This window comes from Sphingobium herbicidovorans (genome assembly GCF_002080435.1).
Taxonomy (GTDB): Bacteria; Pseudomonadota; Alphaproteobacteria; order Sphingomonadales; family Sphingomonadaceae; genus Sphingobium; species Sphingobium herbicidovorans.
Genome location: NZ_CP020538.1, coordinates 2383929 through 2410727 on the forward strand (window position 1 = coordinate 2383929; position 26799 = coordinate 2410727).

General features: G+C 61.4%; 30 protein-coding genes and 1 tRNA gene. 13 read left to right on the plus strand and 18 right to left on the minus strand.

The window, feature by feature from the left end:
- Nucleotides 1-17: 17 nt before the first annotated feature.
- The 9 genes from B6S01_RS11735 to B6S01_RS11775 form a co-directional block, all read right to left on the minus strand.
- Nucleotides 18-467, minus strand: coding sequence for a hypothetical protein (locus tag B6S01_RS11735; protein ID WP_234810762.1), 450 nt, complete (start codon nt 465-467; stop codon nt 18-20).
- A gap of 26 nt (nt 468-493) precedes the next feature.
- Nucleotides 494-1159 (minus strand): hypothetical protein, encoded by a 666-nt coding sequence (locus B6S01_RS11740; protein ID WP_051907987.1) that lies wholly within the window; start codon nt 1157-1159, stop codon nt 494-496.
- Nucleotides 1156-1647, minus strand: coding sequence for a hypothetical protein (locus B6S01_RS21615; protein ID WP_218017111.1), 492 nt, complete (start codon nt 1645-1647; stop codon nt 1156-1158). Before B6S01_RS21615 ends, B6S01_RS11740 begins: the two co-directional genes overlap by 4 nt.
- 95 nt (nt 1648-1742) lie before the next feature.
- Nucleotides 1743-2873, minus strand: coding sequence for a DNA polymerase III subunit beta (gene dnaN / locus B6S01_RS11750; RefSeq protein ID WP_037462593.1), 1131 nt, complete (start codon nt 2871-2873; stop codon nt 1743-1745).
- Nucleotides 2870-4636 (minus strand): ParB/RepB/Spo0J family partition protein, encoded by a 1767-nt coding sequence (locus B6S01_RS11755; RefSeq protein ID WP_062793045.1) that lies wholly within the window; start codon nt 4634-4636, stop codon nt 2870-2872. Before B6S01_RS11755 ends, dnaN begins: the two co-directional genes overlap by 4 nt.
- Before the next feature lie 36 nt (nt 4637-4672).
- Complete coding sequence (locus tag B6S01_RS11760) at nt 4673-4936, minus strand: hypothetical protein (RefSeq protein WP_037462591.1); 264 nt, start codon at nt 4934-4936, stop codon at nt 4673-4675.
- Nucleotides 4933-5304 (minus strand): hypothetical protein, encoded by a 372-nt coding sequence (locus B6S01_RS11765; RefSeq protein ID WP_037462589.1) that lies wholly within the window; start codon nt 5302-5304, stop codon nt 4933-4935. The genes B6S01_RS11760 and B6S01_RS11765 overlap by 4 nt, the downstream gene beginning before the upstream one ends.
- Nucleotides 5301-5837: a hypothetical protein gene (locus tag B6S01_RS11770; RefSeq protein ID WP_037462587.1), complete on the minus strand. Its 537-nt coding sequence runs from the start codon at nt 5835-5837 to the stop codon at nt 5301-5303. Before B6S01_RS11770 ends, B6S01_RS11765 begins: the two co-directional genes overlap by 4 nt.
- A gap of 2 nt (nt 5838-5839) precedes the next feature.
- Nucleotides 5840-6319 carry a phage regulatory CII family protein gene (locus tag B6S01_RS11775; RefSeq protein ID WP_322788864.1) on the minus strand — a complete coding sequence of 160 codons (480 nt, stop codon included), beginning with the start codon at nt 6317-6319 and terminating at the stop codon, nt 5840-5842.
- A 101-nt stretch (nt 6320-6420) separates the two neighbouring features.
- Between B6S01_RS11775 and B6S01_RS11780 the strand changes: the two genes are divergently transcribed.
- On the plus strand, nt 6421-7314 hold the full coding sequence (locus B6S01_RS11780) for a helix-turn-helix domain-containing protein (protein WP_081570390.1): 894 nt from the start codon (nt 6421-6423) through the stop codon (nt 7312-7314).
- Here B6S01_RS11780 and B6S01_RS11785 read toward each other — a convergent pair.
- Nucleotides 7311-7535, minus strand: coding sequence for a hypothetical protein (locus B6S01_RS11785; RefSeq protein WP_037462581.1), 225 nt, complete (start codon nt 7533-7535; stop codon nt 7311-7313). The genes B6S01_RS11780 and B6S01_RS11785 overlap by 4 nt on opposite strands.
- A gap of 155 nt (nt 7536-7690) precedes the next feature.
- On the opposite strand from B6S01_RS11785, the gene B6S01_RS11790 reads away from it, so the two are divergent.
- From B6S01_RS11790 to B6S01_RS11820, 8 genes are all read left to right on the plus strand, one after another.
- Nucleotides 7691-8140 carry a hypothetical protein gene (locus tag B6S01_RS11790; RefSeq protein WP_037462580.1) on the plus strand — a complete coding sequence of 150 codons (450 nt, stop codon included), beginning with the start codon at nt 7691-7693 and terminating at the stop codon, nt 8138-8140.
- Complete coding sequence (locus B6S01_RS21370) at nt 8137-8307, plus strand: hypothetical protein (protein WP_169802860.1); 171 nt, start codon at nt 8137-8139, stop codon at nt 8305-8307. Before B6S01_RS11790 ends, B6S01_RS21370 begins: the two co-directional genes overlap by 4 nt.
- The gene (locus B6S01_RS11795) at nt 8304-8597 is read left to right on the plus strand and encodes a hypothetical protein (protein WP_081570391.1); all 294 of its coding nucleotides are present in this window, start codon (nt 8304-8306) and stop codon (nt 8595-8597) included. Before B6S01_RS21370 ends, B6S01_RS11795 begins: the two co-directional genes overlap by 4 nt.
- Entirely contained in the window at nt 8594-9022 is a 429-nt protein-coding gene (locus B6S01_RS21375; protein ID WP_174525924.1) for a hypothetical protein, read from the plus strand. The genes B6S01_RS11795 and B6S01_RS21375 overlap by 4 nt, the downstream gene beginning before the upstream one ends.
- Nucleotides 9019-9414 carry a hypothetical protein gene (locus tag B6S01_RS11805; protein ID WP_037462575.1) on the plus strand — a complete coding sequence of 132 codons (396 nt, stop codon included), beginning with the start codon at nt 9019-9021 and terminating at the stop codon, nt 9412-9414. The genes B6S01_RS21375 and B6S01_RS11805 overlap by 4 nt, the downstream gene beginning before the upstream one ends.
- A complete protein-coding gene (locus tag B6S01_RS11810; RefSeq protein WP_037462574.1) occupies nt 9411-9707 on the plus strand; it encodes a hypothetical protein in 297 nt (98 codons plus the stop codon). Before B6S01_RS11805 ends, B6S01_RS11810 begins: the two co-directional genes overlap by 4 nt.
- Nucleotides 9708-9712: 5 nt before the next feature.
- Nucleotides 9713-10087, plus strand: a complete 375-nt coding sequence (locus B6S01_RS11815; RefSeq protein ID WP_037462571.1) for a hypothetical protein — start codon at nt 9713-9715, stop codon at nt 10085-10087.
- A gap of 117 nt (nt 10088-10204) precedes the next feature.
- Nucleotides 10205-11842 (plus strand): recombinase family protein, encoded by a 1638-nt coding sequence (locus B6S01_RS11820; protein ID WP_081570458.1) that lies wholly within the window; start codon nt 10205-10207, stop codon nt 11840-11842.
- Here B6S01_RS11820 and B6S01_RS11825 read toward each other — a convergent pair.
- From B6S01_RS11825 to B6S01_RS11840, 3 genes are all read right to left on the minus strand, one after another.
- Nucleotides 11794-11867: transfer RNA gene (locus B6S01_RS11825), tRNA-Gly, on the minus strand. The two genes, B6S01_RS11820 and B6S01_RS11825, sit on opposite strands and share 49 nt — an antisense overlap.
- A gap of 307 nt (nt 11868-12174) precedes the next feature.
- Nucleotides 12175-12327, minus strand: coding sequence for a DUF2274 domain-containing protein (locus tag B6S01_RS11830; protein WP_081570392.1), 153 nt, complete (start codon nt 12325-12327; stop codon nt 12175-12177).
- A 466-nt stretch (nt 12328-12793) separates the two neighbouring features.
- A complete protein-coding gene (locus B6S01_RS11840) occupies nt 12794-14308 on the minus strand; it encodes an integral membrane-like protein (RefSeq protein WP_174525925.1) in 1515 nt (504 codons plus the stop codon).
- Between the two features lie 153 nt (nt 14309-14461).
- Here B6S01_RS11840 and B6S01_RS11845 point away from each other — a divergent pair, with 153 nt between their 5' ends.
- Both B6S01_RS11845 and B6S01_RS11850 read left to right on the plus strand, forming a co-directional pair.
- Nucleotides 14462-15481: a glycosyltransferase family 2 protein gene (locus tag B6S01_RS11845; protein WP_037462566.1), complete on the plus strand. Its 1020-nt coding sequence runs from the start codon at nt 14462-14464 to the stop codon at nt 15479-15481.
- Nucleotides 15454-16179 carry a class I SAM-dependent methyltransferase gene (locus tag B6S01_RS11850; protein ID WP_037462563.1) on the plus strand — a complete coding sequence of 242 codons (726 nt, stop codon included), beginning with the start codon at nt 15454-15456 and terminating at the stop codon, nt 16177-16179. The genes B6S01_RS11845 and B6S01_RS11850 overlap by 28 nt, the downstream gene beginning before the upstream one ends.
- Here B6S01_RS11850 and B6S01_RS11855 read toward each other — a convergent pair.
- The gene (locus B6S01_RS11855; RefSeq protein WP_234810763.1) at nt 16153-17739 is read right to left on the minus strand and encodes a hypothetical protein; all 1587 of its coding nucleotides are present in this window, start codon (nt 17737-17739) and stop codon (nt 16153-16155) included. The two genes, B6S01_RS11850 and B6S01_RS11855, sit on opposite strands and share 27 nt — an antisense overlap.
- Before the next feature lie 200 nt (nt 17740-17939).
- Here B6S01_RS11855 and B6S01_RS11860 point away from each other — a divergent pair, with 200 nt between their 5' ends.
- Together B6S01_RS11860 and B6S01_RS21065 are read left to right on the plus strand one after the other, a co-directional pair.
- Entirely contained in the window at nt 17940-18584 is a 645-nt protein-coding gene (locus tag B6S01_RS11860; protein WP_051907981.1) for a class I SAM-dependent methyltransferase, read from the plus strand.
- Entirely contained in the window at nt 18577-19449 is an 873-nt protein-coding gene (locus B6S01_RS21065) for a hypothetical protein (RefSeq protein WP_156103308.1), read from the plus strand. Before B6S01_RS11860 ends, B6S01_RS21065 begins: the two co-directional genes overlap by 8 nt.
- On the opposite strand, the gene B6S01_RS11870 is transcribed toward B6S01_RS21065, so the two are convergent.
- The 4 genes from B6S01_RS11870 to B6S01_RS11885 all read right to left on the minus strand — a co-directional run bounded on the left by B6S01_RS11870 (nt 19436) and on the right by B6S01_RS11885 (nt 26790).
- Nucleotides 19436-21109 carry an ArnT family glycosyltransferase gene (locus B6S01_RS11870; protein ID WP_037462560.1) on the minus strand — a complete coding sequence of 558 codons (1674 nt, stop codon included), beginning with the start codon at nt 21107-21109 and terminating at the stop codon, nt 19436-19438. The two genes, B6S01_RS21065 and B6S01_RS11870, sit on opposite strands and share 14 nt — an antisense overlap.
- 2 nt (nt 21110-21111) lie before the next feature.
- Nucleotides 21112-22119, minus strand: a complete 1008-nt coding sequence (locus tag B6S01_RS11875; protein WP_037462558.1) for a glycosyltransferase family 2 protein — start codon at nt 22117-22119, stop codon at nt 21112-21114.
- Nucleotides 22120-23055: 936 nt separating this feature from the next.
- Nucleotides 23056-24351 carry an O-acetylhomoserine aminocarboxypropyltransferase/cysteine synthase family protein gene (locus B6S01_RS11880; RefSeq protein ID WP_037462556.1) on the minus strand — a complete coding sequence of 432 codons (1296 nt, stop codon included), beginning with the start codon at nt 24349-24351 and terminating at the stop codon, nt 23056-23058.
- A gap of 264 nt (nt 24352-24615) precedes the next feature.
- Nucleotides 24616-26790, minus strand: coding sequence for a TonB-dependent receptor (locus B6S01_RS11885; RefSeq protein WP_037462555.1), 2175 nt, complete (start codon nt 26788-26790; stop codon nt 24616-24618).
- Between the last annotated feature and the right edge of the window lie 9 nt (nt 26791-26799).

Consider the following 26799-nt stretch of genomic DNA (forward strand, 5'->3'; position numbering starts at 1 on the left):
GTCAGGACGGCGGCGCGCTACTCGCCGTCATGTTCGATCGTCATGGCCGTCGGATCGTCCCGATCGCCGGCGAGATACATCCAATAATGCCCCTCAACCGCTTCGATGATCGGCGCAGGAGCAAGGTGGAAGGCGAGCGCGGCCGCACCGACCGTCTGCCCCTCCCAGCCATGGTCCTGCAGGCCGCTCCAAACCTGGAGCGCCGTGCCCAACGTGCCGATCGCGTGCAGTTCTATCCCCATGCAGTCGCGGGCGAGCTCGATCGGTAGGTTGAACACGCTCGCCACCATCTCGGCCGTAGGCTCGACCGGCTGTGTCAGGGACCAGCGCGCGACGGCCTGGCCGACCAGCCAGCGGCCCGGCAGGCCGGAACCGTCACTGTCGCCACCCTCCGCGTCCTGGTCGGCATTGTCCTCATCCAGTTCGGTGACGTTCCAGCTGTCCGTTTCCCGGCCCCAGCGCGTCACCCACGGTTCCTTGACCACCGTAGCCATCATTCCTCCCCCAAGAGATCCGGCGCGCGAAACGGCGTCAGAACGTCATAAGCACAAAGATTGTCGATCGCGGCCGCGTCCCAGACGCACCAGATCACTTCCATCGTCGGGTTGCCCTTGCCGAGAAAATCAGGCCGCCAGTTCAGCGCGTAGATCCGCGCTGGTGTCCGCTGCCGCCACAAGCCCGTGCGGACCTCGGCATGCCAGAAGGATGATTTCAGCAGCATCGCAACATAGGTGCAGCCCAGATTATTCAGCAGATGCCGGATCATCTCGGCCGCAAGCGCGAAGGGCGGGTTTGTCACGACGACCGGCGAAAGCGCCTGTCGGCAGAGCAGCAGATCCTGCTGTGCGACGAGGTTGGCCGGGTCCGCGACCAGGTCGGTCGCGATGGTCGCGAAGCCCGCGCGCTCCAACTCACCTGAGATCGCGCCACCACGGCCGCACGGTTCCCAAACTGGCCTTTCAAGGATCACGTCGCCGACTTTACAGGCATCGCGCAGACATTCCCGCTCGGCCGCAATGAACGCGCGCGTCACGCTCGCGGGCGTTGGATAATAGTCGTTCCCCTGCCGATCGACCTTGGCCCCGCCGCCAGTCATCATGCGGCCGAGCCCCTTGGGTGCAGGGCCGGCAATGGGCTGCTCGTTGAAGAAACCGTTCACGCTGCACCCCTTGCCAAAGAGGCACGAGCGGTTGATGAGACGAAATCAGCTAAGCGCGAGGCAGTATGGCGGGCGAACGCAAAGCCAAAAAATATGCTTGGATGGACGCCGGCACCATCGCGACTTCCATCCGTGGAATTGACGAGCTCATGCGAACTGAGCCGCTTAGGAGCGGCGTGAATCCTGCTGTTCGAACGGCGGTGATTACACAAACCCTGATTTATCTTAACGATCTTCTTCAGAAGATGAGTGAAGATGGCGCGAGAATGTCTTGGGCAGATGACATTAAGCAGCCTGATCGGGACATCACGGACTTGGTCAATGATTGCCGAAACGCGGCCGTGCACCAGAATAGCGGAAGCCGAGTGGTGGACGCCAACTCGATCAGCTTCAGTTACGCTATAGGTAGGTGCATCGTAATCAGTACCCCTAGCCACGATCTCGGGTGCGAATACGCTGATGACGCTGCTCTCATTTTCGGTCAGCACGCATTGCTGGTACGGCGCCACGTTGCACGCGCGCATAGTGAGGCCATCACTTATTTCCGTGGAACCGGAGAGTATCGAGACTAGGTTTTGCACGGTCAAACCCTCAGCGGCATCAGAACATAAAGGCGGGCGGCATCATCGCTGGTCTGCCAAAGCGAGGGCGCGGCGGGATCCGCCAGCTTCACCCGCGCCCGTTCGTTCCCGGAATCGGTGCCCTTCAGGTGCCGCAGCACGTCGAGCAGATAGCTGCCGTTGAACCCGATGCGCAGGGGCTCGCCTTCATATTCGCAGGGCACTTCCTCGCTGGCCGTGCCATTCTCGGGGCTGGTGACCTCCAGCGTGACCGCCTCGGCCGCGAAGTTGAAGGCGATCGCCTTCGCCTTGTCGCTGCTGATCGTCAGCACCCGCTCCACCGCTTCGGCCAGCGGACCAGGCTCAAACCAGCAGTCCAGCTGGTTGGCCGCAGGAATGACGCGGGTGTAATCCGGGAACGTCCCGTCGATCAGCTTGCCGGTCAGCACTGTCTTGCCGACCTCGAACCGGAACTTCGTCGTGCTCACCGCTACATCGACCGTGCCACCCTCTTCGTCGAGCAGCTGGGCAAGCGCAGCGACCGCCTTCCGGGGAATGATGATGTCGGGCATGCCGTCCGCGCCATCGGCCACGCCGCAATGGAAGCGCGCCAGGCGGTGCCCGTCGGTCGCGGCCGCGAACTGGCATTCCGACCCGTTCGGCACATGAAGGAAGATGCCGCCCAGATAATAGCGCGTCTCTTCGGTCGAGATGGCGAAACGCACGCTCTCGATCATCTGCACCAGTTGCGTTCCGTCCTGCTCCCACTCAGCGTCCCAATCACGGGCGGCCAGCACCGGGAAATCATCGGTCGGCAGCGTGGGCAGCTTGAAACGGGCGCGGCCGCACTTGATCGTGATTCCGGTGTTGCCGTCCGCCTCGATCTTGGCCACGCCCTCCGCTGGCAGCTTGCCCGCGATCGACGCCAGCAGCGACGCATCGACGCAGAAGTTCATGGCGCTGTTAGCGCCAGCATCCTCCAGATCGACCGTCTTTTCGACCATGATTTCCAGGTCGGTGCCGGTCAGGAACATCTGCCCTGGCGTCGATCGCACCAGCACCGTAGCGCAGATCGGCACCGTCGTGCGCTTCTCGACCACGGCGTTGACCGCCTTCAGCGCCGCGCGCAGCACCTTCACATTGACGTTGATCATGCAGCCTGCTCCTCGGGCTCGGCGACATTGTCGCCGTGGGGATTGTCGGCCCACGCTTCGATCGACGGCCAGACAAGGCCGATGATCCCGGCATGCTCCAGCAATTCTTCAAGATCGTCGTAGAGCGAGCATTCCTCCGCCTCCGGCGTATCCTCCTGCTCATCGCCATACGCGCCGTCGGCCCACCGGAAGTGCGCGATGCCATCAACCTGGATCACGACGGGCTGCGGATCCATCGCCAGCACTTCCGCGCGCCGCGCCTCCAGTGCCTCTGCAGCCTCTGCCTTCGCCCGCTCTTCCGCCTCACGGAGGGCAGCCTTCTCAGCTTCCTGGAGCAGATACTCTTTCTCTGCATCCTCCAGCCGGGCCTCGATCTCTTCCGGCGTGACCAGGATCGACACATCGACGCTGTAGCAGTCCCCCAGGCCTTTCTGCTTCATCAGCGAGCCCAGATGCGGCTGCTGCGATTTCCACCAAAGCCGCCCTTCGGTGCGATCCTTGTGGTGATCGCGCGCGACCAGCCAGGCGGCGACGGACCGGATTGATGCAGCGCGCCTCTCAGCGGCCCATTCCGCTTCCGTCTTGCGCGGGGCCTCCCGTTGCGGCGGGATCAGGTCCGACATGCGCGCGCCGGGGATGAAGAATTGCTCGGCAAGTACCAGCGCGCCCAGATGATCGACCCCGGCGAAAGCGACGATATCGATCCCTAGATCGCAAGCCTTTCCACGCAGCTTGTCATAGCTGGGCAGATCCTGCCGCCAGTAGGGCCGCTCAACGACCTCATAGCCCTTGGGAGCTTTGGGCAATTTGCCGAGCCGAAGCCCGGGCACAAGGATGACATCACTGGTCGTCCGGTGCGAAGCCTTCGCCTCGCTAAGCAGCCGCGCCTGCTGGAAATATGCGCGATCGGCGGCGATCGTCGCCACGATGTCGGGATCGATCAGCTTGCGGCCCGAATAGCTCTCCGCATCGCCAAATAGATCATCCTCATACCGGCCGCCCTTCTTCTCATAATCGGCCTTGCCGACGAACTTGAACAGCGCATCGCCCGTGGTCATCTGGGCGTTGATGATGCCGGAGCGGATGCTCTGGACGCCGTGGCCCCAGCTGCCCTTCTTTTCCTCGGCCGCGAAGATCTTGACCTGCAACTTCTGATCCTGCGTTCCCGCGTAGGCCATGGCCGCATCCATCGTCAGCTTGCCGCGCCGCATGGCGTCGAGGATCTCCGGCGCCAGCGAGGCCAGCCGCAGCCGCTGCTTCACATAGCGTTCCGAAAAGCCGAACCGCTTGGCGATATCCGCTGGCGACATCGTGCCCGGCCGCATCAGCTCCTGAAACGCGGCGAACTCATCCGCCGGGTTCATGTCCCGTCGCGCCAGATTTTCGGACAGCGACAGTTCGATCGCCTCGGCCTGGTCGCGGATCAGAACCGACACTTCATAGCCATCGTCGATGGACCCGCGCTCGCGCAGCAGCTGCAGCGCCTGCAGGCGACGCCCACCGCCGATGATGTATACCGCCGCCGCGTCGATATCGGTGTCACCGGCATAGCCGATCAGCGACTGGAGCAGCCCGTGCGCGGCGATATCGTCGGCCAGGCTCTCCACATCGGCCGCCTTGTCCGTATGGCGCACATTTTCCGGCGCGCGGACAAGACGGCCGAGCGGCACCGGCTGAATGGCCATGGGCGCGACCCGAGGGCTCGCCGGTGCTGTCGTCTCTTCAGGCGCTGCCTGCGCCGTCGCTTTCTTCGGTCTGGCCATGAAACGTCCTTCTCTCTTGGGCTTGCCGGTTGCGGCTTATGGATTTGCGGAGGGGGAAGAGGCGGAGGCCGGGCGATGTGCAGTCGCACCGGCCCCCGCAGTCGAACCGCCGCCCGAAAGGGGCCTGCAGGCAGCGGCAATCTGCTCATTGGTTTCGCGGTCGATCTCGTCGGCCCATTGCTCGGCCGTCTCGAATTCGATGCCGAAGATCTGCGCCAGGTCGGCCAGCATGCAGCGGCCCACCTGATTGTAGCGGGCCTCGAAGTGGCGGCGGGTGATGGTCATATCGACGAAGGTCACCGGCGCGCCTCCACCGTCAGCTGCTCGGCAAGGCCGCGCACCGCCAGCGCCGCAGCGATCGCCGCCACCAGCTGCTCCGCTTCCCTCTCGCTGATTTCCGCCATGCCATCCGCCGTAGCCAGCAGCACTTGCTTCGCCGCAGGGCGATAGAGCGCCATGAAACCGTTTGGGAACCGCCAGCGCGCACGCCGGGGAAGCCCCTGTTGCGCCCGATACTGCTCCATCATGCCGCCATCGACGCACCCCCCGCAGAAGTAGGCGGGCTCAAAGCCGGGGATGCGCATGGCGTCCCAGCCGTCAGGCAGGGCCGCTTCCGGCACGCCCTGCTGCATGTCGGCGCAGCCCATGCAGGAGATCAGATCGCTCATAGCGCGCCCCGCACTGTCGATTTGCCGGTGGCGACGAAGGTGACGACGCGCCGCTCGCGCGTGCCGAAGTTCGTGACGGTCAGCAGCTTCTGCTCGACCAGCTGGTTGAAGAGGTAACGGGCGGCCTCTGCGTTCTTCAGGCCCATTTCCCGTGCGATCTCGGCATTGGTCCGCGCCGGAAGGCCAAGCTTCAGGCAGCGCTCCATGATCGCCAGCACCCGGCCAGCCGGTGTTTCCGCGACCACATGCAGGGGCCGGGTGACCGCCTTGCCGTGCCGTTCGGGATGGCGGCGGACGACGAAATATTCCCATTCGCCGTTCACCTTGCGCTGGTGCGTGCGAACCTCGCCCTCCTGCGCAAGCTCCCGCGCCCGCACAACGACATCGCGGCGCTGGTCCAGGACCGCGCCGCGCGCATAGACGAAATCCGCGCCCTCTGGCGCACCCGCCACCCATTCCTCCAGTTCCCGCACGGAAGTGGAGAGGCAGAGCGGCCCGATCGAGAAGCGTAGATCGCGTGCGTTCGTGGCCATCCTCAGCGTCCCCCGTCCATGGCCAGCATGCGCTGATCCAGCGCGGCCAGCGTTTCCTGCATCGTCTGAATGTCGGCACGAATGGCGTCCCGCTCACGCGGCGAAACCGCCTCGCCAGCCTCGCCCTGGCCGCTGATCGCTTCCCGGATGCTATCCGACAGACCGCCGAGCTCGCCCGCCAGTTCGACCACCGACAGCGTCAGGCCGTTGGCATCGTCCTGCGGCTCCGGCATCGGCACGAACACGCCGCCCAGCTGGCGGCAGTAGGCGCGCAGGATGAAGGGCTGCCCCTCCACGCGCGTTCCCAGAAGATCGATGGTGATGGCGTCCCGGATCGTGATGCTGTCGGGCTCATTGACCGAACTGCACCGCGACAACTGGCTCTTTTTGATGGAAGTTTCGGCGGAGCAGCGTTCCAGCCCGCCAGCCGCTTCGATGGCGCGTTTGGTCGCCAGCGCAAGCGCCTTCTCCCCCGTGGCAATATCCCCCGTGGCATTTTCTAGGCTGTCTCCTCTACAAGAGGGGAAGTTGCGGGAGAATTTCCCGGTGACGGTGCAACGCTGCTGCTCGTATCGGGGGCGACATGACCGACCCCGTAGAAATCGTTGGGCATCACCTCGCTGCGCGTCTTATCGACAATGCGCAGCATCATCGTGCGGTCGGGAATTTGCTGTCCCTTGGCATATCGCTCGACCGTGCGCGGGTATTTCGTCCCGATCAAAGCGGCGAAGGCGGTAAAGGTAAGTCCTTCACGAGAGAGGTAATCTTGCAGCGTCATGCCATCGCTTTAGCTACATTGGCTAATTCGCGTCAAGCCAAATTAGCTATATCCAGCCAAGACGGATTTAGCCGGGTCGGCTATTCGGAAGACATGGCCGAAAACCAGAACATGATCCGCGAAATCCGGAAGCGCCGAGGGCTCACACTGGAGCAGCTGGGGGCGCTCACGACGAACCCGCGCACGGGTAAGCCGACCGATCTGGCCACCATTCAGAAGATCGAAACTGGCAAACGGAAGTTAGACGGCGACTGGCGCGCTGCAATCGCCGAAGCGCTAGGGGTTGAACCCGACGATTTGGTCGGCGCGACTGTCCCTCGTCGTCCTGTGAGAAGGGTGCCATTGTTGGGAAAAATCGCTGCGGGCAACTGGCGCGAGGCGATGGAAGATCCGCTGGACCTTATCCCAACCACCAAGGGCGGGCCGAACACCTTCGCTCTCGTGCCCGACGGGGACAGCATGGACAAACTTGTTCCGCACGGCGGCATCATCTTCTGCGATCCCGACGACAAGGCCCTGATCGCAAACAGCTATTATGCAATGATGCGGCCGGGCGGAGAAATGACGTTCAAACAGTATCTCGACAACCCGCCCAGGCTCGCTCCGTGCTCCACAAACCCGGAGCACAAGGAAATGCTCTTAGGTGAGGAGCCGTTGACTGTCATCGGACGGGTTATCGGATACAACGCGGACCTCTAGGGCCAGATCGGAGCGATCCAGGTCAGAGGCTCGAGGAACACCCGCCCGTATTGCACATCGACGTGCGCTTCGCGCGCCTCCACCGCATCCTGCACGGCTTCCGCGCGGGTTTGACGTAGCGGCCCCTTCACCTGTGTATCGATCATGAAGACATAGCCGATCGGCTTGCTCTTACCCACGGCCGCATCAATCGACCGCTGCACCTTACCAGAATAACCCACCCACGACTCCTTTCTGCTGGTGAGAACATAAATCGAACAAAGATTGCCAAAGAGTCAACGGGCTTGGGGCGGATTAGCTAGACCGGCTAAATTCACCGTTGACATGATTTAGCCAAGATAGCTAATTGAGCCAATCTCCAACACGGGAGGCTCATGTGCTTCAAACTGAAAACCAATTTCCGTATCCCGGCAGCATCGCGCTGTTTCTCGGCCTGCGCTGGCGCGTCCTGAGCCATGCGGCCGACGGCACGGCGCACATCGCCCGCGAAGGCGACGCTGCGAGTCTCACCCGCCGGGCTAACATCAACGAATTGGTCGATCCCAAGATCGCCGACGAAAACGCGATGATCGCGCTCACCGACATGAGCGAGGCAGCGGCCCGGATCGGCCTCTTCATCGCCCGCCAGCTGCGCGACGCCAATGAAGTCACCATGTCGGACCTGCGCCGCCAGCTGGCCGAGGCCAGCCGCGAAGGTCGCATCCCGGCACCGCGCGACAACTTCCAGATTGCGATGCTCCTGCGCCGCCTGGGCTGGCGGAAGGTGGGCTATGTCAAGGAAAGCTACGGCACGTCGGCCCGCTATGCGCGTGGAGCCGTCCAGTGAGCGCCTTCAGCCAGATTGCCGCGGTCATCTTCGCCTGCAGCTTCCTGCTCGCTGGCTGGACGATCGTCAGCATGTTCGCCGCCTACCGCCACAAGATGGCAGCGGCCCTTCTTTTTGAGCCGATCCCCCAGGACCGGCCGATCATCACGATCAGGAGGCGCGCGTGATTGTTGTCCTTCATGGCCCCATGGCAAGCGGCAAGACTTTCCATAGCGAAGCCTTCGCCAAACACTTCGGTTGTTCGGCCGTCGCAGATTGGGACTGCCGGGAGCGGGAACTTCCTCGGAGCAATGCGCTCCTGCTGCTCACCAATGAACACCCCGACCGCGTAGTGGCGAAGATCCGCAAAGGCCGCCCCGATGCTGAGATACGGGTTGTCCACATCCGAACGGCGCGCCTCGCAATCGGCGTGGCGCCCGTGGCCCCGCCGCTGCGCGCAAGGAGGCCAGCGCGATGAGCATGGATTACATCTGCAGCCATTATGGTGTGCCGGCACGTCAGGGCGGCCGCGTCCGCTACACTGGCGGACGGCACCCGCAACTGGGCACGATCGTCGATGCCCAGGGCGCGCATCTGCTCATCCAGATCGACGGCATGCAGCACGCCATGCCCTACCATCCGACGTGGCAGATCGAATATCTGGAGGCCGAGGCCGACCACGCGCAGCTGCTGTCGATGTGGGTCATCATCGACAATCCCTCGGACCATCCGGGCAAGTTCGTCGCCCATCGCTGGCTGATCGGCAGCGGCGTCCAGGCGGCCACCCACCAGTGCCTGGTCGGCAACACCCTCGACGATGTGCGGGCCCAGCTTCCCGCCTTCCGGGTCAAACTCGCGCGCGACCCGAGCGACGACCGCGTGATCGTGGAGACATGGATATGAGCGAAGCTGACAACCGCACGCTGGCGCAGTTCTTTTTTGACCACGGCTTCACCGCCTGTTGGGCAGATGCGATGATGGCGAACGCACAGCGCCCCGTCTTCGACTTGACCGACGCACGTTTCGAGCGAGCCTGGGCGATCATGCCCGAGTGCTGCGACACGCCGGAAGACGCGGCCGAATTCGTCCAGAAGAAAGCCCTTGCCGACGCCGCGCCCGAACTGCTCGCGATCGCGCTCCGCCTGATCAAGTGGGACAAGGATTTTCCCGTCAACTGCCACAATGGCTATGCCGGCCTGAAAGAGCTCGACGCGATCATCGCCGATGCGACGAAGGCAACTGGACGATTGCCGGACGGGACCGAGCATAACGGCTCTCCGGAGGCGCTATCATGAGCGGGATTCTGCAGCGGCTCTTTGGCATCATGCCCGAGCGGTCGATCGCGTCCTTCAGGGCAGAGGCGCTGGAAGCGGTTCGCATCGCTCAGCCGGCAAATATCTTCTCACCGCCGTCACCCGACGCGCCGGGCGAAGGAACTCTCGATATCGAGGGATACAAGCATGTTATCGCGCATCCGCGCGAGTATTACCTTTGCAGCCACTGCAAGGATGGGCCTTGGCACCGTTCCTGGACGATCTCAGCCAACCGGCACAAGATCCTCGGGCCGTGCTGCACAGGCGCGGATTAGGCGTCGTGCCGGAACCGACGCCTGCCCAGCTGCACCAGTTCGCGCAAGATGAGCGCGCGCGCCGCAAGGCCGCGTTCAAGGCAGCAGGGCAGGGGCTTTCCGACCGGGCGCAGCAGGACGATATCATCTGGTCGAACATCGAGCAGATGGCCGGGCGCGAGGCAGGCGATGCCGTCTGCCTGAAGCGCCAGCCTTGGTATTGGACCACGCCGGAACGGATCATCATGGCGCGCAGCGCGTGGGCCACCGCCTGCAAGGCCGAGACCAGCCTCGACGCGTCGATTGAGGCGAACGCCGCAAAGATCACAGCACTCTGGCAACTTTACCGCTGGCTGAAGCCAGTTGGCTGGTCGCCCTACATTAATCGGGAGGCCACATGAACGCGCCCTTCCTGCGCCGACCATCGGCCGAAATGCTTGATTTTATCCGCGCTCTTGCGCGCGCAGACGAAGCGCGCGACTTTGAGCGCCGCTCCCGCCCCACAGAAAGCCCCGTCCATGCGGACCATCATCTACGCCCGGTTTTCCAGCGACCTTCAGAATAGCCGCTCGATCGCGGACCAGATTGCGCTGTGTCGCGAGCGCGCCGCCCGAGAAGGCTGGCAAATCGTCGATACCTTCACAGATGAAGCTATCAGCGGCGCTGCCGGCATTGGCGAGGATCAGCGCCCAGGCCTGAGCGCGCTGCTCGCCCGCGTGGAGCGCGGCGGCGTTGACCAGATACTCGCCGAATCGACCAGCCGTATCGCCCGTCATCAGGGCGACGGCTTCGCCATCCGCGAGCGCCTCTCCTATTTCGGCGTCCGCCTTTTCACCCTTTCCCAGGGCGAGATCGACGAGATCAAGGGCTGGGTCCAAGGCTTTCTGGATTCGCAGGCCCGCAAAGATATCGCCTTCAACGTGAAGCGCGGCCAGCGCGGCACCGTGCGATCTGGTCGATCGCCAGCTGGGCTCGCCTATGGCTACCGCAAGGCCAACCGGCTCGACGAGCGAGGAGAACTCATTCGCGGCCTCCGCGCGATCGACCCGGAGCAGGCTGAAGTCGTCCGCCGGATATTCGAGGAGTATGCCAGCGGCCGCAGCGCCCGTCAGATTGCGGCAGGGTTGAACGCCGAGGCCATTCCCGCACCCACTGGCGGCACATGGCGCGCCTCGACCATCAATGGCGATCGCCAGCGCAAGAACGGCATGCTGCAGAACCGGATCTACATTGGCCGCATCGTGCATGAGCGGACCAGCAAGGTCGCGGATCCGCGCACTCGGAAAGAGCGCATCCGGCCCAATGCGGAGAGCGAGTGGATCGAAGCCGAAGCGCCCGATCTCCGCATCATTGACAATGCGACATGGGAGCGCGTCCAGCTGCTGCGCAACGCCTTCAGCATGGACAAGCCGCACATGGCGCGGCGGCCCAAGAGGCTGCTGTCGGGCGTTGGCCGCTGCGGGATCTGCGGCGGTGGATGGATCGTCATCGGCCGCGACCAATGGGCATGCGGCAAGCATCGTGACGGGGGAGGGTGCTCGAACAACCGCACCATCAAGACGCACATCTATGAGCAGAAGGTGCTCGACGGCCTGCGCGACGACATGCTGCACCCTGACGCCGTCGCCGCCTATGTGAAGGAGTTCCATGAGAGCCGCCGCCGCCGATCGCAGGGCGTGGCTCAGGAGCGCACCAAGCTGGAACGCCGCCATCGCGAGGCATCGGCGAAGGTGGAGCGCCTGGTCAACGCCATCGCAGACGGCGGCGATGAGTTCGTGGAAATCCGCGCAGTGCTCGCCAAGGCTCGAAATGATCGTGACGCGATCGCGCAGCAGATGGCCGACCTGGAGGCGTTCCCCGTTATCACCCTGCACCCCGGCATCGCGAAGGACTATCGCGAGCAGATCGAGGAACTGGCTAAGGCACTCGACGGCAACAGCCACGCGCAGCTGGAGGCAATCCCAAAGCTGCGCGCGCTGATCGGAAGCGTGACCGTTTTTCCTGCAGAAGGGCGGCGGGGCGTTGAAGTCGAGGCCACTGGCCGCATCGCTAACATGCTGGCGCTTGCCGCCGGTCAGCCGCTTGATGCGGCCATGTATGTTAACAGTGGAGCGGGTAGCGGGGATCGAACCCGCATCACAAGCTTGGAAGGCTAGTGCTCTACCATTGAGCTATACCCGCCCGCAGGCGCAGCGCCCTGCCATCATTGGGATGCTTCAGTCAACACTAAAACGCGGTTTGCATGAAAGGCTCGATCCTGCATGGATCGACCAGTTCAGGCCGTCCATAGCTGCCTACCGTGGTTGTCGGCCCGCAGGATATCGGAGGGACGGGATAGCCGTTGCTTCAACAAACACATTCGATGGCTTCGGCGATTCCTCGCGACGCGCTGTAGCGCCGATTTCATTAATCGCGCAGCGGCCCTAGGTTCGACCATCAGTTCGACGTAGCATCCGCGTCACGCGTTCGTAAACCGATCCCCTGTCCTTCATCCCTTCTCTCGCAACCCCGCGTGTCGGGCTCTGATGAAGTTGCGATCGCTGTCCAGGAAGGCGGTCAGCATCGCGGGGATGAGTTCGACCACCGGTTCCTCTATGGTGGCGGACCCACGGGCGGGTTTGACAGCGGTGGCAATGTTCATGGCTGTTCTCCTGAGGACGACGCGGCCGCGGCGCGGCTAGTCGATGGCGTATCGTAGCGTGAGCATCACCGAGCGCGGTGCGCCCGGCATGTTTAGTTTCCCGACCGTTCGGTGCGCGGGCACGATATATTCCCGGCCGAAGATGTTACGCAGGCGGGGAGCGCCTCCTACGTATGGCGTCAGCGCGCGTGCGAAACCCTGGATGTCAAAAACGCCAGCTCGGATCGCCGTAATCACACCCCAGCCTCCACCGAGGTTAACGATATTAAGGTCCAGGCCATGCTCGCTGGTCCAGGTTCGCGCGTCTCTTCTGCGCCGCCACCGAATTTGCAAGACGTAGCATTGATTCGCGGATGGCTTGGAGGGGATTGCTTTCGCCGCTAATCGACATTCGGAATCGACACCCACCAAGGCCGCCGGCGAAGCCTCTGAGAAGTTCTCAGCTATGGAAGCCGACCTTATCTAACTAGGCTTGTTGAATTTCAGAACCCAAGGACAATTGGCCCGAACGCAGGTAGCGCCGACTTCGACACACCGACCACAGCAAGAGCAGGGCGCCCAGGCTCATGAGGGCGCCGGCCCACTCCTGCCAGAGATACACCCGCTCGATCCGATAATGGCCAGGACGCGCATGGAAGCGGATGACAGGGCCTTGATACGGCACGATCTCCTTTTCCCGCATGACCCGCCAGATCGGAAAGGCGGCCCGGCGCATCATCGCCTCTCCAGAACTGTTCACCGCCAGTTCGTCGCCTGCCTTGATGCTACGCCACGCGCTGAGATCGGGCCAGCGGTCGACTTCCTGTATGAGCCGGATGTCGAACCCCGCAGGAAGATACTCAACGGCATCAGGCAAATCACGCGCTATCCTGGAGTAGGGCACCGGCTTGGTCAGATATTCTGCCGACTGCGGTATCCATTTCATGTAGGCGAACAGGACCAGGCCGATTCCAATACCCAAAAAGATCGGCTTGGGATGACAGGAGAGCATCGCCGTTATGGCAGCGAATTCGATTAGCCCCAGCAGCCGCCATGGGAATTGCGCGCGGCTGAACGGCGGAATGTCCCAGATGAAGGGGATGAGACCGAGCGCGGCCAAGCCTGCGATAAGGGTGATCAGGGTCCAGATGGAACGGGCGCCAAGAGAAAGTGAAATGAGTCCGATCACGAGCGCCGGAATGGAAAGCACCTGAAGTAGCGAACCCGGTGCCAGCAGACCCCATGAGGAAGGTCGATACCAAGGTCCCCAGAGCAGTTGCGAGGAAACATGCTCCTGCAGCGTAAGTGCGGGAAGCAGATAGAAGGCGGCCAGGCTTATGGCGAGTGCGCCGCTTGCAGCGAGAGGCCAGAAGACGCGGCGGTCCTGCATCATCCTGTGCAGCCCCAGGGGAGCAATCAGGAAGAAGCCGGTCAGCATCGCCATCGGCAGATGCGTCAATACTAGGCCGCCATAGGAAAGCGTCAGCAGGAGAATGCCCCGGCGTTCAGGCAGGCGGGTGATTGCCAGAGCGATGAGCGGATACCAGATGAACGCCGCAAACTCCGCCAGTGCGCCCCGCACATAAAAGTCCATGAGATGATAGGGAGCCGCCATATAGAGGATGGCTCCCAGAAGTGGATAGGTGCCGCGTTCCGACAGCCAACGATGCATGGCCCAGCCGGACAGCAACAGCATGGTAAGCCCGGTCATGTTGATCGCGGCGAATGTGGAAAGGCCGACTGCATCGAAAGCGCCTGCCACCCAAAAGGTGATCGGCGGATAGAAATAGAAGGTGGGACTGCCCAATCCTTCAAAGCTGTCCGGCAACCAGCGGGGGTAGAAATTGCCTTCCGCCATTTCGGTCCCGAACTGGCTGGTCCAGATATAGTTGTAGCTAACCGAATGGGAGTCACCGGGACCCAGCAGAAGCGTGGGCAGCATGATGAGCAACGCCACCAGTGTGAGAAGGCCGACGTTCCAAACGCCGTTCCTGATCGTCATATTTTGCCATTCCCCGTCTCGACCATCCTCATTTGCTCGCAGAAAATGGTAAACATTATATTCACCTCTGCGATCGGGTGATGGCTTGTTAACCATTTTCCGAGATAGTTCATGCGCAAGGGGCGCCGGCCCGGATGTGGGGATTAATGAGGAATGGCTAAACCATCGCTGCTGTCGATCGTCGTGCCTGTCTTCAATGAGCAGGAAAGCATTTCGCTGTTCATGGATGCGGCGCGGCCTGCGGTAGCGGAAGCGCTTGGATTCATGGGTGCGGACGCACGGGCCGAATTTCTCTTCGTCAATGACGGCAGCACTGACCGCACGGGCGACATATTGGCGATCCTGGCGCGGCTGAACGCCGATGTTCGTTATGTCGCCCTGTCCCGAAATTTCGGCAAGGAAGCCGCCTTGGCCGCAGGCATTGACCGGGCGAGGGGGGATGCGGTCATTCCGATCGACGTTGATCTTCAGGATCCGCCCGAGTTGATAGTCGCGATGGTGCGCGAATGGCTGGCGGGCGCACGGGTGGTGAACGCCCGGCGTATCGACCGGTCGAGCGACGGGTGGTTCAAACGGTGGAGTGCGCAAGGCTTTTATCGCCTGATCAACCGCTTGTCCGATCATCCCATTCCCGAAAATGTCGGCGATTTCCGGTTGCTGGACCGGCAGGCGGTGGATGTCATCAAGCAGCTTGGCGAACAGGCACGGTTCAACAAGGGCCTGTTTTCCTGGGTGGGTTTTAGCGTCGCAACCGTCGATTATGAGCGCGCGCCGCGCGAGGCGGGGAGGAGCAAATGGCGGCTCGGTAAGCTTTGGGCGCTGGCGATCGACGGCATCACCGCGTCGACCACCATGCCGCTGCGGATCTGGTCCTATATCGGCGGCGGCATCGCGCTGATGGCGTTCGCCTATGCCGCGTTCCTGGTTCTGCACACGCTGCTCACCGGAGTGGATACCCCGGGCTATGCATCGATCATGGTCGCCGTGCTGCTGCTGGGCGGTCTCAACCTGATGAGCCTCGGCATCATCGGCGAATATCTCGGCCGCGTCGCGCAGGAAGTGCGTCATCGGCCACTTTATGTGGTGGCCGAGGAAAGCGAACCTGTTGTTTCGCCCGCCGCTGAAATCCCCACAGAGGAAGAAATATGGATCGATCAGCCTATGCGAGCATGAGCGCGCAGGAGCAGGATCATTGGTGGTTCGTTGCCCGGCGCACCATTATCGACAGCCTCGTTCGCGCCCATGTTCCTCTCCCCTCGGATGCTCGCATATTGGAAGCGGGATGCGGCACTGGCGGCAACCTTGCCCTGCTGGCGCAATATGGCGCGCTCGATGCGATCGAATATGACGCCGATGCGCGCAGCCACGCCTCTGCGCGAGGCCTGTGCCGGGTGGAGGCAGGGGCCTTGCCCGATGCGATCGGATTTGGCGAAGCCCGCTATGACCTGATCGCTTTGCTGGATGTTCTGGAGCATATCGATGCGGACACGGCGTCGCTGGAAGCCCTGGGCGCAAGGCTGGCACCGAACGGGCGTCTGCTCCTGACGGTGCCTGCAGCGCCCTGGCTGTGGTCGGACCACGATGAGCTGCACCATCACAAGCGCCGTTACACCCATGCCGGGTTGCTGGAAGTCATCCGTGCCGCCGGGCTGAAAGTCGAGGTCTCCGGCTATTTCAACAGCCTGCTATTCCCGCTCGCAGTTGCTCAGCGTATCGCCCACCAGTTGCTGCGCCGCGCCGCGCCGCTGGACGCGCGACCGTCGCCGCTCGTCAACGCCGCGCTCCAGAGGGTTTTCGCGGCAGAGCGGCATTTGCTCGGCCGTGTTTCATTTCCTGCTGGCCTGTCACTCTACGCCATCCTGTCCGCCTGACGCCGCTTTCCGCGGGTCGGACGAGCGAGGCCAACTGCCGCTCCAGCAGCGCGCCGGTTCGTTCACCGATACATAAGCCGGGCGATGAGGACGAACGAGCGCGGGAACCTCATCCACCGGTGCCAGATAGGAGCCCTTGGGAAAGGTGGCAAAAGCCTGGTCCCAGGCCTTGAAGAAGCTGCAGCGTACCTCTGGTGCTGGAGGGTTGATGAACGCACGCCGGATCTCGGCAAGACCGGTCATGCTTCCGATCGCCAGCACTGCGATCAGCCAACGGCGCATTGCGCCCTGCTCAGCCAATTGATCGCTGACCATCGCCGCAATCAGTGCCAGCGCCGTGATCGATCCCCGCATCATGAAGTCGTTTGACCATCCGATCTGCACAAATGGGATCTGCATCAGCCAGATAAAGGCCAGCCACACACTGTCCCGACCGAACCGGATCGACTTGCCGGCGATCAGCAGCGGAACAAGGAAAGGCAGCGTTTCGAGCGACTGAAATATCAGCCATTGGACGAAAGGAACTGGCATGAATCGGATGCCGACATCGTCACCGGCGGCGCCGAGATAGACGAGCGTCGGAAAGCACAGGAGCAGAGCGGCGGCGGGGATCAGAACGTCCTGCCATTGAAGCGTGCGCGCGATCAGCGTTCTTACCCCCGCCAAAGCGACAAAAGGCATCGCCGCCATTAGTCCGAGCGGCGACCAGAGCGCCGTCATCGGCAGCAGCGCCAGCCAGGGCGCCAGCGGCATGCGGCCGTCCCGCCACAGCATATAGCCGACCGCGCCAATCCAGGCGGCAAGGGCGTGCTGGGGCACCCAGAAGAGCAGGGTGACGGTCGAGGAATATTGGAGGAAGGCCCAATCCTCCATATGGTCAGTAAGCATTCCCTGCACGAGCAGGTCGCCAACCGCGTCCATGCCGGAGAAGCAGAGAAACACCGCGAGCGCTATGATGCGCGACCGGCGATTGGAAAATAGCTGGCTCCCCAAAGCGAGCAGCGCCGCGATAAGCGTCGCATTCTGCAGGAGGAGGGTAATGTCTCCTGCGCGAGGGCCGAACGCTTTGAAGGCCAAGGCCGGAACCAGAAACATGCCGATCGGCGCGCGCAGCAGATCGGGTTCTGCGCGTACGGTATAGACGAAGGGCCAGGGATATTGCCCCATGTCCCGCAACACGGCGAAGCGCACCTGCCAGTCCACATTGGCGTAGAAAAACCGCCCTTCGCCGCTCAACAGCAGCAGGCTGAAAGCAATGAGAAAGCAGGTCAGCAAGGTGCCCAGGCTCAGGCGGCGAGTATCGCTGACGTCATTGATCACTCTGACGGTGAAGAAACAAAGCCCGGCCAGCAGCATGCCGCCCAGCGCATAAGCCCACAGGGGCGCGATATCGAGAAAGCGCCAGAGCAGCAGCTGACTGCCACCCATCCACCCGATCAGAAACGCCCAGATCCAGCCCGGCGCGACCGACGCTGCCCGCCATTTCCGGTCTGACGAAGCGACTGTATCGACGCCACTGGACGGCTCAGCGGTATGAGCCAAGGCTGATGCTTCCCCCATGCGGCCGGTCCTAAGGGCTTTTATGTTGCGGATCGATAATGCGCATAGCGGTCTGGCCTTCTCAGGAAGCGGTATTTGATGACACCTATTTCCAGAACAGTGGAAGCGGCAGACATGCTGTAACCTGCAACCGACGCCTTAACCTTTAAGCAGGAGCTTTTGGTTAACATGTCCTTGCCGAACGGTTAGAGAGAAAAGATATGCAACTGGTCAAGCGTTCCTATTCCAATTTCATGCACGTTTGCGCCAGACTTGGACCGTTGGAAAAGCTTATTCATGAGGCCCGCGACAGGGATCCGTATCGCTGGCATCGTTGGGCCGCATCACTGCTCGCCATTCATGATGTGAAACGCATGGTCGCACTCGATCTACCTTGGTGGAATGTTCGGGCCACCCGGGAAGTAGAAGCATTCCTCGCTGGGCGTGCCAAGGCACGAGTATTTGAATATGGCGCGGGAGCAAGCACTGCATGGCTGGCGCGTCGTGCTGCCAGTGTGACTTCCGTTGAACATCATGCCGAATGGCAAAAACTGATCTCTCCCATCATAGAAAGGCTTGGCAACGCGCAGCTTTGGGGCAGGGAACTGGCAGGTGACGCCTATATTGGGGCGATTGACGAAGCCGACGGTGAATTCGACCTGATCGTCATTGATGGCCGCCGCCGTGTCGAATGCTTGGCACGCGCATTGCCGCATTTACGGAAGGACGGTTTCGTCCTCTTCGATGATTCTGGCCGCCGTCGCTACCGCGCAGCCATCCGGAACTGCGGCTTGACGGAAGAACGACATTTCGGTCGATCCTACTGCGTGCCATATCCTGATTTTACCAGCATCCTCCATGTCTGAAGCAGGTGACGTACCTGGCGCGTCCATCTTGGGCAAAGCAAGCCGCTGGGCAGGCGGCGCAGTGCTGGTTGCCAGTGTTGGGTTCATCGGTCATCGGTTCTGGCACCTGGAATGGTCGAGCCTGCAGGACCATGTCTCCTGGCCATTCGCCATTGGTTTAGCAGGTGCTTGTGCATCTTTTGCTGCAGCCGACCATGCGCTGGCTAGAGCTTGGATTGCGACTAGCGATCCCATCGCCCTGGTCCCGAGGCTGGGTCTAGTCCGCGCCTACGCCCGCGGTGTTCTAACGAAATATCTGCCTGGCTCAATATTCCAATATGTAAGCCGCCATGTCGGAGGGCGCCAAGTCGGCTTGGCTCATGGCCAGCTTGTTCGTTCAACTGTCACGGAGGTGGGACTGCATGTTGTCGCAAGCCTCACCGTCGCGGCTCTGTGCCTGCTTGCCAATCGCATGCCCTTTATCGCTGGTGCAGGCGCGGCCATCCTGATTGCGGGAGGAATGGTGACGCTCCGCCCTTTGCTTACGGCCCTTGCGCTCCAGATTGCGGCGTTCGGGCTGTTCGCGTTGGCAGCCGTGCTGGTGGGAGGGGCTGTCCTGCCGAGTGGGACGGAGCTCGGCCAATTCGCCGCACTGTTTATGCTGGCCTGGCTCGCTGGTTTCGTCATTCCGGTTGCACCGGGAGGATTGGGCGTCCGGGAGGCTGCCTTTTTGGCACTGGCTGGCAATGAGATGCCTGCGACAAGCCTGCTTGCCGCAGTTCTTGCCTTGCGGGTCGCTTCCCTTGCAGGCGATCTGACTTATGGACTTGGCATCATGGCGGTCACGCGTTCGAAAACAACGGAACTGCCATTCAGAACGGCATGAAGTAGGGTTCTTTAGGCGGGTTGGAGATTGGCTTCGCAAGCCTGTTACCCCATAGCAGCCGCGCACTTTCTTCCTCTGCAGACAAAATATATGTTCCCCGGTTTAAGGTCATGACCTCATCCTTGGCGAAGCGACGGCCATCAATGATCATTGCACCGTCGCGAACCGTATAGGCTCCCGGCACCCTCACATTCCATTTCACGGGGCGGTTGCCAGTCGTCACAATCTTACCCGCTATCCAAAATGGACCCCAGAACGGAACATAGGTGTCTCGGATCGCGGCGAGGTCCTGCGGCAGCAGAACGCCGACCTCATTCTTGGTGCGGAGCGCCTCGTCGAACATCCAGTCATTCTTGACCAGCAGCGGCACGGGTTCACGCTTCATGGCTTCAACCATGCTTGGCAGATTGCCCCTTAGGTAATGCTGAATGCCCCAAGGCGTCATGAAGATGTTCACCTTCGGAAAGGTGCTCAGCATCGCGCAGGCGTCGAAATAGGAAACGCCCTTGGGGAAAAGCCGCTGCGCCTCCCGCTGAATCTGGCGCTGACGCTCTGTCGTATTCTCCGGTTCGACGACGAGCACTGCACCAGCACATAGTAGCATTACTCCAGCAATGAAGTGTGCTCCATATCGGCGCTGCGCGAGCGCGAACGCTGGACTTGCTGCCACCGCCACGGGAGCCATCATGAAAACATAATAATAGGGCGCCGTGTTCTGATAAAACAGCAGCGTGGTAAGCGGTAGCCACATGCCCGTCAGCGCTATCTTGCGCCCATTGCTGCCACTTTCGCGCCAAATTACGACAGGTGCGGCGAGTGTCGCGATGGCAAGGAGGGGAGAGGTGATGGCGAAAACGAAAATGAACCAGCGATAGAGCGGATTGCCCAGCGTGAACATGCTGCTGCCCGCGCGCGAAACAAGATCTCGGGCCTCGTCACCGCTTTCTTCACCCAACGTTCCGGCGTGCAAAGCGTAAATAAGCGCAGCGAACGACATCACGCCGAAAGCCAGCACAAGGAGCCGCACAAGGTCCTCGCGCCGCCGCCCGCCTTCTGTCCACAGTAGCCAGGCGATGCCGACGAACACCGGTGCGTACAGCATCGTCTTCACGGTAAGTACGGTCGATGTCCCGGCCAATAAAGCGGCGCCCAGCATGGCGGGCGGGCGCAGCCCCCAGCGGAGCAATATCCACGCAGACGTCATCAGCAGCGCCGTCGCGGGTGGATCGAAGCGAAATGAGGTGCCATGCCGAAAAATGAAACTGGCGCTCAGGTAGGCGAGGGCACACAGCAGTCCCGTCGTCCGGTCGGTGAAACGCGTCGCCATCCCTGCGATGCAAGCCAGCGTGGTCAGTTCGCAGGCCAGCATGAACAAACGGATGATGATAATGTGATCGACGCCCAGACCTGGTAATCCGGGGACCCAGATAAAGGCCCTTGTGTACAGGGTTTGGAGTGGCTCGGTCAGCGTACCGTTCGCCAGTTTGACGACTTGACTGTAGTGATAGAATTCATCCCAATTGATTGCCCGGTTGAGCACCAAAGGTAGTTGCAGGGCCAGAGTCGCCAGCAGGGCCGCGACCACCCATCTGAGCGCCTTGCCTTCCGATGTGGAGCGCCCCGTCGCGAGCGGGTGGGATTGTTCGATGGCGACATCCACGATCAGGCGATCCGACGGCCGGTAAGAGGCGTCTGCTCCTCCGCAGGCTGCGCATCCTGTATCAAAACCAACTGATCTTCTATCCGGCGCAGGTGAACTAGATTGGCTTCGATCAGCTTACGGTTGGCGGCGATCAGATCGGCCAATATGCCCATGACGGCAATGAGCGCACCAAGCACCAACAATGCACCGCCCAGCACCAACGATTGCACATGACCCTGTCCATCGCCGGACAGATAGAAGAACAGGAACCTTACGATCGGTATCATCCCTATCAGGATGATGAGCGCGCCTGTTCCCACAAAAACCCGCAGCGGATTGTAGGTTGTGTATGCCCGCGCCATGGTGACGCCGGTATTGAGGATGAAACGCGGGATTGACTTGAACAGCCGGGATGGCCGCAGCGTCGCGTTTGTGTTGATGGGCACGCTGCGGATCGCCAATCGCTTGCGGCCAGCTTGGATCAGCATGTCCGTGGTGTAGCTGAACTCAGTCGTGATATTGATGCGCATCGCCGCTTCTCGGCTGATCGCGCGGAAGCCGCTCACCGCGTCGTTGATGTGCGTGTTTGACAGACGCTGGACCATCGCGCTGCCCAGTTGTTGCAGGCGACGCTTGATAAGACCGAAATGAGCATTGTTCGCGACCCCGCGATCCCCGATTACAATATCGGCCTCGCCGGTCAGGACCGGCATGACGATATTTTCGATGTCTTGACCGGCATATTGGCCGTCTGCATCTGTGTTGACAATGATGTCCGCGCCAGCGCGCAATGCGGCATCAATACCGGACCGGAAAGCATCAGCTAGTCCTCGGTTCGTGCGATGGCGCACAATATGATGGACCCCGCATCTGCTTGCAACCTGCGCGGTATTGTCGACGCTGCCGTCGTCAATCACCAAGACTTCGATCGTATCGATACCTGGCAGCTGGCGAGGCAGCGCAGCAAGCGTCTGAGGCAAATCTTCCGCCTCGTTGAAACATGGAATCTGAATGATCAGCTTTGTCACGCTCGCCCCCCGAGCAGAATAGCCCGCCCCATCCGTCGTTTCGCACGAGCCGTTTTAAGGAAGCGTAAACTATGAACATTATGGGCTCAACCTCAAAACCCGGCTGAGTACGTTGCAAATGCCGGGGCGAGGCAGGCCGACAACGCTGCCCAGCGTGGGGGAAGGTTGAATCGAACGACTGGTCGATGGCTTTATCTGCAAGGAAGAGTTCGCGGACAGCATAGCGCCCTGGGTTGTCTCTGCTGGCTCTGCTTTTGTAAGCGATGGAGACCGATGGCTCCGCATCGGAACGGTATTACCGCGCGTCTTTCTTGGAAATTGGAGCGGTCCAGATTCCAATTCGCAACCCTTCGAAGGTGGGTGTGGCAATGATTGAACGTGCGAGCCCTGCGATGGGGCGAATAAAGCGAGAGCCAATGGCGGCGGCCAATCAGAATAGGACCTGAATTGGGCAATAATCCTGGGTACCATGCAGAACATGGATGATGACCGCTTTCTCCTCCTCGACCCGACAGAAGATCAAAAAGTTATCATGCCCGCGACGCTGTACGCCCGTCGCTTCACAGCGCGCACAAAAGGGAAGCGTTCGGGCAGGTAGCTATCCCGCCTCCGAAGCGCTCGAGATCATCCGGACCGTCGAGCAGTCGCGCCTGCCTTCCGAACGGATGACCAGCAGACATGGCGTTATGGCAGGCGGGCAGTCGAGTGTTCCGTGGAGGGCGAGAACTCGGCTTGATGGCGCTGGCGCTCCGGCGGAACAGAGGGATGTTATGCCACAGCTCTTCCAATGCCTATCGTCGAAGCCGATGAGGCGCATGGTTCCCGAGCGGATTGCGGCAGAGGCAAGCGCCACGTGCATGACGGCTTGCCTGAACATCGACCCGCCGGTGGGTCCACACCCCCCTCCCTCTGCAGTCGCAGACCGGGGGGTTGCGGCTATAGGGCGGCTGCCAACGCCTGATCAATGTCAGCCAGAATGTCGCTGATATGCTCGATGCCGACGGACAGCCGGACGTAGCCCGGCGAAACGCCGGATGCGCGTTGCTCGACCTCGCTCAGCTGAGAGTGCGTGGTGGACGCCGGATGGATTGCGAGGCTTCGGGCGTCGCCAATATTCGCGACATGATAGAATAGCTGCAAGGCGTCAATGAAGCGCCGGCCGGCCTCGATACCGCCGCTAAGTTCAAATCCCACAAGGCCGCCTTGACCGCCCTTCAGATAGCGATCTGCCAAGTCTCTGGCCCGCCCTTCCTGCTGGGAGGGATGGATCACTCGCGTAATAGCGGGATGCTGCGCCAGATGGGCGGCGACCTTGACCGCATTGGTACAGTGGCGCTCCATTCGCAGCGCGACGGTCTCGATGCCTTGGATCAGCTGAAACGCGTTAAAGGGCGAGAGAGCCGCGCCAAGATCGCGCAACAGAATGACCCTGGCTCGCAAAATATAGGCGATTGGACCAAGTGGCTTTGCCGCCTCCGCCCAGACCGCTCCATGATAGGAGGGGTCGGGCGTGTTGAGCAGTGGCTGCCGGTCGGGAAAAGCCGCCCAATCGAAATTGCCGCCGTCGACGATCAGGCCGCCGATCGACGTGCCATGACCGCCCAGATATTTTGTCGCGGAGTAAACAACGATCGCCGCGCCATGCTCGATCGGGCGACACAGCAGCGGCGCCGCGGTGTTGTCCATGATGAGCGGGATGCCAGATTCGCGGCCAATGACGGCTACGTCTGCGATCGGGAACACTTCCAGTTTTGGATTTGGCAGGGTCTCGGCATAATAGGCGCGGGTGCGCTCATCGGTTGCGCGGCGGAAATTTTCAGGATCGGACGGATCGACAAAGCGCACCTCAATCCCCTGATCCTTGAGCGTGTTCGCGAACAGATTGTAGGTGCCACCGTAGAGAGCCGTCGAACTGACGATATTGTCACCCGCGCGCGCCAAATTCTGGATTGCATAGGCCGATGCAGCCTGTCCCGACGCTACCGCCAAGGCTGCTGCACCGCCCTCCAGCGCAGCAATGCGCTTTTCCAGCACATCGGTCGTGGGGTTCATGATCCTGGTATAGATGTTCCCCATCTCCTGCAGCGCGAAGAGGGACGCCGCATGATCGGCATCGCGAAACTGGTAGGAGGTGGTCTGATGAATTGGCACCGCAACGGAACCGGTTGTCGGATCGGCCCGCCAACCCGCGTGCACCGCGAGGGTTTCCGGGTTCCGGCTGATCTCAGACATATATGCTCCTGGAGAAATGTGTAAGCTTCAGGGTGGCTGTGGAATAGGGCAAATGCAAGATGCGCGTCTTCCCCGAGATTTCAGTGCATCCGCCGACGTGGAGTGGTTGGCGGCCAGCCCCTGATCATGCCGCCGTCACCGATAATCGTGAAGTATGCTTTATGAGACGCTCCTGCGCAGGATCAGGCGCTGCCAAGAGAGAGCACAAGGCCAGGCGGTCGGTTCTTCATACCGGCCGCCTGGCGAGTGCTGCTCCCACCGAGCCTAAAAGTCGATCGAAGCAGAAGCTTTGAAGGTTCGAGGCGTGCCCTGAAGCAGCTGGGTTCCGAACGAGCTGAAGGCTGAAGCCCAATAACGCTTGTTGGCGACATTATCGACGTTGAAGCGCAGCGTGAGCGGACGATTCGCCACCAGAGCGACATAGCGCAGGCCGAGGTCGAAGCGGGTCCAATCCTCAAGCGTCAGCGTGTTGGCGCGGTTGGCGGCCTGCTCGCCGGTGTAGACCACCCGGCCCGTCACAGTCAGCTGGCGCAGGAAGGGCAGGTCCCATTCGACATTGGCATTGGCCAGAACCTCAGGCACGCCAGGAGCATCATTGCCTTCGTCCACGCCACCGGCAGTGCGGCGCAACTCGGCGTCGATCAGGGAAAGGCCGGCGATGATACGCAGACCCTCTGTGGGTTCACCATCAACGGTAAGTTCCAACCCGCGGTTACGTTGTTCGCCGAAATTGCCATATTCGGCAAAGCTCGGGTTGGAGGCATCCACCCGATAGAAGGCGCTGGGCCGATCAATCTGGAAGACAGCGATTCCGGCATTGAACCGGCCGAAACTCAGCTTCCCGCCGACTTCATATTGAACTGATTTTGTCGGCGGGAGCACCTCGCCTGCGTTAGAGACTGGGATATCATTCCCCAGCGCGTCGGCGACTGAAGCCGAAGCGGTTGATCCGGGGGCAAGGCCTTCAATCCGGTTAGCGTAAAATGATAGCCCCTGGGCAGGCTTAACCACCATGCCAACCACGGGGGTTACCGCGTCCTTTTGGTAGGCGTTTTGCAGCGAGCCGTCCGAGTAGGAGAAAGATTTCGTCTTGATCTGCTGAAGCCGCAAGCCGCCGGTAATCAGCACACGATCGTCCCAAAATCCGATCGTATCGGATGCGAAGACGCTTGCCACGCGCGTGCGGCCGATGGGGAAAGGATCGTCCAGATCACCGCCGGCGAAGTTCGACGGCGGCAGCGCGACGGTCGGAGTATCATAGAGATTTGTGGGAAATGGGGTGGAGAAATCATACGCGTTGCGGTTGACCTGCCAGCTGATCTGTCCGCCAAGATTAACCTCGTGGCTGATGCCAGCGCCGACCAATTTGACGCGCAGGCCAGCCGTAGCGGACTCGTTATTATCCGTGCGCGGCACGTAGGAAGCACTGCCCGTGGAAGCCCCCGTGACCGGATCAAGCACGGTGATGCTCGACGTCACTTGATCTTCCCGTCCGTCACGTGCGCCGACACGCGCGTAGAGGAGGGCGTTTTCGGCGAGATCATATTCGATGCTGAACGCACCGAAAATGTCCCTTGTCTTGATCAGGCTCCAGGGTTGGGAATAGTTCGCGTCGGCCTCCGGCACGCGGGGGATGAACGTGTTGATCCCCACCTTCGGTCGCCAGTTCGACTGCCGCAGGCGCTGATAATTGACGTTCAACGCCATGCGTAGCGGACCGCTATCATAGTCGAGCGTGCCGCCCAGCACATAGCTGGAGTGGAACTCATCATCGATCGCTATGTCGCCGCGACGTGCCGAACCGTTGATGCGCAGTCCCCATTCATCATTGGCGCCAAAACGACGAGCGATGTCGAAGGCGCCAGAGAAATGCGCGTCCGACGTATATCCTACCGTCGCCCGGCTGAGCATCCGCTCGGCCTTTTTCGCAACCAGGTTGACGCTGCCGCCAATCCCGGAGCCACCGGGGGCTGCGCCGTTGAGGAACGCGCTTGCGCCATTGATGACCTGCACCGAGGAAAACAGCTCCGGCGCGACGAGCTGGCGCGGGGTAATGCCATACAGGCCCTCGAAGCCCACATCGTCAGAGGCCAGCTCGAAACCACGAATAACGAACACCTCGCCTGCTATACCAAAGCCCAAGGTTGTGCGGATCGTGGGATCATTCTCCAACACTTCGCCCAGGGAGTCGGGCTGCTGGTTCAGGATCAGTGCTTCATTGTAGGATCGCACGTTGAACGGCACGTCGGAGGCCGGCTTGTCGCCCAATATGCCGACACTGCCGCCACGCACCACTGTGGTCTGATTGAACTGCTGTGCCGTGACGATGATGCTGTCGCGTTCCTCGGTCGTTGCCTCCTGCGCCTGAGCGGGCGCTGTCGCAACGATAGCTGCCAAGGCCGATGCAGCCTGCAAGGCGGCGCGAATATTCCTGTTCATCTGATATCC